Consider the following 4,925-nt stretch of genomic DNA (forward strand, 5'->3'; position numbering starts at 1 on the left):
GGGCGGGGCAGCACCGCGTCGGCTGTGGTCGCCGGCGTCATCGTGGTCGCCGGGCCCGGTACCGCCGGCTGGCCGCCGGGGTCGCGACGGCCCTCGTCGTGCTGGTGGCGATGACCGCCTGGGTGGTCGTGCGCGGACTACTGGCCAAGTCCCGTCTTGACGAGGCCAGGCAGCGGATCGCCGTCCTGCAGCGGCAGGTTCTGAGCGGAGACTTTCCCCGCGAGGCCGAGCTGCGGTCGCAGCTCGAGCAGATCCGGCGGCGGGCCACCGATGCGCGGGCCCTGACCTCGGATCCGGTGTGGTCGGCGTTTGGGCGGCTGCCCGTCGCCGGCTGCCCGCTGCGCTCGGCGGCAACACTGATCCGAGAGGTGGACGCGGTCGCCGGCACCAGCCTGCCGGCCGTGGCCGACCTGGGTCCCTCTCTCGATCCGCGGGTGCTGCGCCAGCGTATGACGATCAATGTCCGGGCGCTTGCCGCGGTCCGCCGCCCGGCCGAGCGATCCTTCAACGCCATCTCCGCGTTGCAGGCGGCAGCGGAGAACGTACCCGACTGCGGATGGGCCGGGCGGGCCAGCGGCATCGCCGACGCCCGCGCCGAGATGATCGACCGGAGCCGGCGCCTGTCCGGTGCGCTGGGCACCGTCGTTCTGGCCGCCCGGGTCGGTCCCGCCATGCTCGGCGGGGGCGGTGCCCGTCGCTACCTGCTGATCGTCCAGAACCCGGCCGAGTCCCGCGCCAACGGGGGGATCATCGGTGGGTTCGGCCTGCTGACCGCGGAGCACGGGCGGCTGTCCCTCGACGGCATCTCGGGCAACGGTGCTCTGCCGGGAGGCCCCACCCAGCAGCGACCCGCGACGAGGCTGCCGGTCCCGTTCGCGGCCCGTTACGGCGCCTTCTGGCCCGACCGTATCTGGGCGAATATCAACCTGACCCCCGACTACCCGATGGCCGGCAGGCTCTACAGCGCGTTCTACCGGGCCGGAACGGGCCTCGACGTCGACGGCACGATCAGCGTCGACCCCACGACGTTGTCGTATCTTCTCGCCGCGAGCCGGCCCGCGGTGCTCCCCGACGGCACGTCGGTGGCCGCGGAGCACCTGGTCGATCTCGTCGAGTCGCGCGTCTATGGCGAGATCATGGACGCGGCCGCCCGCGACCGCTTCTTCGCCCAGGTCGGTCAGGCCGTCTATGCGGCCGTGGAGTCGGGAGCCGGTGATACGACGAAACTCGTGACCGCGCTGGGACGGGCCGCTCGCGAGGGCCGGCTGGAAATATCCAGCAACCACGCCGAGGAGCAGCGGATTCTTTCGTCCACGGCGCTGGGTGGTGCGCTGCCGGACGTGCCCGGGCCGTTTCTCGGGGTCGTCACCCAGAACGCGACGGCGAGCAAGCTGGACTACTGGCTACGGCGGCAGACCACCTACCGCATGCAGCGGCAGCCGAACGGCGCCGGCGTGGCGACGATCACGATCCGGCTCACCAACGCCGCCCCGGACGGGCTGCCGGCCTATGTGCGCCACCGGCAGGATCTCAAGGACGCCGCTGGGAATCCCCGGGCGCAGAACAATCTCTGGCTCTCGGTGTACACGGGCCGAGGCAGCTGGCTCGTCGGTGCCCGGCTCGACGGTGTGCCCATCGGCCTTGCCAGCGGTTCCGAGTCCGGGCATCCCGTGCTCTCCACCTATCTCACCGTCGATCGCGGCCAGACCCGGACTCTGGAAATCAAGGTCCGGGAGCCGGTAGGCGGCCCGGCGCTCACCGTGCGCCCGCAGCCGTTGCCCGTCGCGGAGCGCTTGGAGGTGCAGGGGCTGCCGGTCGTCCCTCCCTGGTCATCCCAAAGGTCATCTCAAGCTCAGAACTGACTACTCTGACTACAGAGAGTTCTGACCCTTCACCCGCATCGAGTCGCCAGCATCGAGTCGCCCGCATCGGGGCCTGATCCGCTTCGCCATCAACGCAGCGGATCGAACGGCGACAGCTCGGCCGCGGGCGAACCGGTGGCGATGGCGTCGGCGAGGAGGCGGCCGGTGACCGGGCCGAGGGTGATGCCCCACATGCCGTGCCCGCCGGCGATGAAGACACGCGGCGAGGTGGTCGGGCCGATCAGCGGCAGACCGTCCGGGGTGCACGGGCGTGGTCCCACCCATTCGGCGGTGCGGGTGTCCAGGTCCACTCCGCGCAGCAGGCCGCGGGTCGCCTCGACCACCGCCCGGATGCGCCGCGGGTCGGCCGCCGCGTCCGGATGGCGGAACTCCATCATGCCGGCGACCCGCAGGCCGTCCCCCAGGGGAGTGCAGGCCACCCGGGAGGCGGGGAAGTAGATCGGACCGCTCGGTGGCTGCTCGGTCGCGACCAGGAAGCTGTATCCGCGACCGGCCTGGACGGGAAGGCGGACCCCGAACGGACGGGCCAGCCGGGGAAGCCAGGCGCCGGTGGCGATTACCGCCGCGTCGTAAGGCCCACCGGGCCCCCCTGGCCCGAGCAGCTCCACCCGGCCACCTGCCTCGCGCACCTCGTCGATGGCCATCGCCTCGTGCACGAGGCCGCCGCGTTCCCGGACGCTGTCGGCGAGGGCGGCGACGAAGCGGCCGGGATCGCAGAACCGCTGCCCATGCACGGACACGACGTACCGGACCTGCTCGGACAGCAGAGGTTCGAGGTCGCGGGCGGCCGCCGGGCCCAGCACCTCGGCATCGACGGGCTGGCCGGTCGCCCGGATCTCGGCGAGCTCCGTCAGGAGGGCGTTGAGGCCGGACCGGGCGCGATAGCCGGCCAGGAACGGGTTGGCGGCGCGGGTCGGCGCGGTCACGCCGCCCGCCGCGAGCTCGTCGAAGGCACCGAGAGCAGCACGGGTCAACGGCACCAGCGCACGCATGGCGGTTCGCCACCGCGCGGTCGTGCTGTGCCGGACGAATCCGGCGATGAAGCGGGCGAGCCCCGGATCGGCGACCGGAGGCACGTACACCGGTGAGTCCGGGCGCAGGAGCACCCGCAGCCCGTAGCGCAGGACCGCGGGCTCCGGCAGGGGCGTCGCGAGCCCCGGGGTGAGCCAGCCGGCGTTGCCCCAGGACGATCCGGCTCCGGCCCAGGTGGGCCCGGCGGTGAGGTGGTCACGGTCGAAGACCGTCACCCGCCTGCCGCGGTCCTGGAGGAACCACGCCACGCACAGCCCGACCATCCCGCCGCCGATCACCGCCACCTGGTCGGGAACGGCGTGCCCCGGACGCAGGCGTGACCCGTGCGGCGCGCTCAGCCCCGCGGCGTTCCCGGCCGGTCGGGTCGTGTCCGTCGATCCCGTCACGTCCGCCTTGATCGGGTGATTTCCCACCGCCGCCATTATCCTCCCGCGCCGCCGGATCCGCCGTACCGCGAAGAGCTCCTTTTCGGTGGAGGGTTAGGCACGGTCCACGGTCTCTGGACCGTGCCTAACCCTCCACGCTTTTCCGCTCTACCGGAGGCCGATCGAGGCCCGCAGGACCTCGCGGTTGAGCGTGGCGATGCTGTCCAGCGGGATGCCCTTCGGGCAGGCGACGGTGCACTCCCCGGTGTTGGTGCACCCGCCGAAGCCCTCGGCATCCATGGCCTCGACCAGGTTGAGCGTGCGGCTCGCCCGCTCCGGAGCGCCCTGGGGCAGGCTGTTGAGGTGCACGACCTTCGCCGAGGTGAACAGCATGGCTGAGCCGTTGGGGCAGGCCGCGACGCAGGCGCCGCAGCCGATGCAGGTGGCGTTGTCGAACGCCGTGTCCGCGACGGCCTTGGGCACCGGGGTGGAGTGCGCCTCGGGGGCGCTGCCCGTCGGGGCGCTGATGTAGCCGCCGGCCTGGATGATCCGGTCGAGGCCGGAGCGGTCCACCATCAGGTCGCGGACGACGCGGAATGCGACCGAGCGCCACGGCTCGACGTCGATGACGTCCCCGTCGGAGAACTCCCGCACATGCAGCTGGCAGGTGGTGGTCCGTTCCCGGGGGCCGTGGGCCTGGCCGTTGATGACCACTCCGCAGGCGCCGCAGATGCCCTCGCGGCAGTCGTGGTCGAAGCTGACTGGCTCCTCGCCCTGCAGGGTCAGTCGCTCGTTGAGCACGTCGAGCAGTTCGAGGAAGGACATGTCCGGGTTCGCGTCGGGCACCTCGTAGGTGACCATGCGGCCTGGCTCGTCCGGTCCGGCCTGGCGCCAGATCCGAAGGGTGAGCTTCACGGTCGGCTCCTCGTACAGTCGTGATCCATTGACCGGCACCGCCTCACGCGTAGTTACGCTGGGCGAGGTGGACGTGCTCGAACTCCAGAACCTCGCGGTGCAGCACCGGCGGGGTTTCCGTGCCGGCGAACTCCCAGGCCCCGACGTAGGCGAACCGGTCGTCGTCGCGAAGGGCCTCGCCGTCCGGGGTCTGGCTCTCGACCCGGAAGTGCCCCCCGCAGGACTCCTCGCGGTGCAGGGCGTCGACGCACATCAGCTCGCCGAGTTCGAGGAAGTCCGACACCCGGTTCGCCCGCTCCAGGCTCTGGTTGACACTACCCGCGCCGCCTGGCACCTTGACCTGTCGCCAGAACTCCTCGCGCAGCTCCGGAAGACGCCCCAGCGCCTTGCGCAGGCCGTCCTCGCTGCGCGCCATCCCGCACTCGTCCCACATGATCTCGCCGAGCTCACGGTGGAACGAGTCGACGGTGCGGTCGCCGTTCACGGTGAGCAGGCGGGTCAGCCGGCCCGTCGCCTCGGCCGCCGTCTCCGCGACCGCGGGATGGCTCGCGTCGACCGCGCCCAGCTTCGTCGAGGCGATGTAGTCACCCAGCATGGGCGGCAGCACGAAGTAGCCGTCGGCGAGACCCTGCATCAGCGCGCTCGCGCCGAGACGGTTGGCGCCGTGGTCGGAGAAGTTCGCCTCCCCGATCACGAAGAGCCCCGGAATGCTGCTCTGCAGATCGTAGCC

3 protein-coding genes and 1 pseudogene are annotated in these 4,925 nt (G+C 71.8%); 1 reads left to right on the forward strand and 3 read right to left on the reverse strand.

The annotated features are described in order from the left end of the window. The coding region (locus AC08OP_RS20625) for a DUF4012 domain-containing protein (protein ID WP_476615686.1) at positions 1–1,862 on the forward strand (1,862 nt) is incomplete at its 5' end. 89 nt (positions 1,863–1,951) lie between these two features. On the opposite strand, the gene AC08OP_RS20630 is transcribed toward AC08OP_RS20625, so the two are convergent. The 3 genes and pseudogenes from AC08OP_RS20630 to AC08OP_RS20640 all read right to left on the reverse strand — a co-directional run. Then, positions 1,952–3,328 (reverse strand): NAD(P)/FAD-dependent oxidoreductase, encoded by a 1,377-nt coding sequence (locus tag AC08OP_RS20630; protein ID WP_476615687.1) that lies wholly within the window; start codon positions 3,326–3,328, stop codon positions 1,952–1,954. Positions 3,329–3,448: 120 nt separating this feature from the next. Further along, a complete protein-coding gene (locus AC08OP_RS20635; protein WP_476615688.1) occupies positions 3,449–4,195 on the reverse strand; it encodes a succinate dehydrogenase/fumarate reductase iron-sulfur subunit in 747 nt (248 codons plus the stop codon). A gap of 43 nt (positions 4,196–4,238) precedes the next feature. Continuing rightward, positions 4,239–4,925 (reverse strand): annotated as a pseudogene (locus AC08OP_RS20640) (fumarate reductase/succinate dehydrogenase flavoprotein subunit); the annotation flags it as partial.

Source organism: Frankia sp. CeRuru1 (assembly GCF_977966315.1).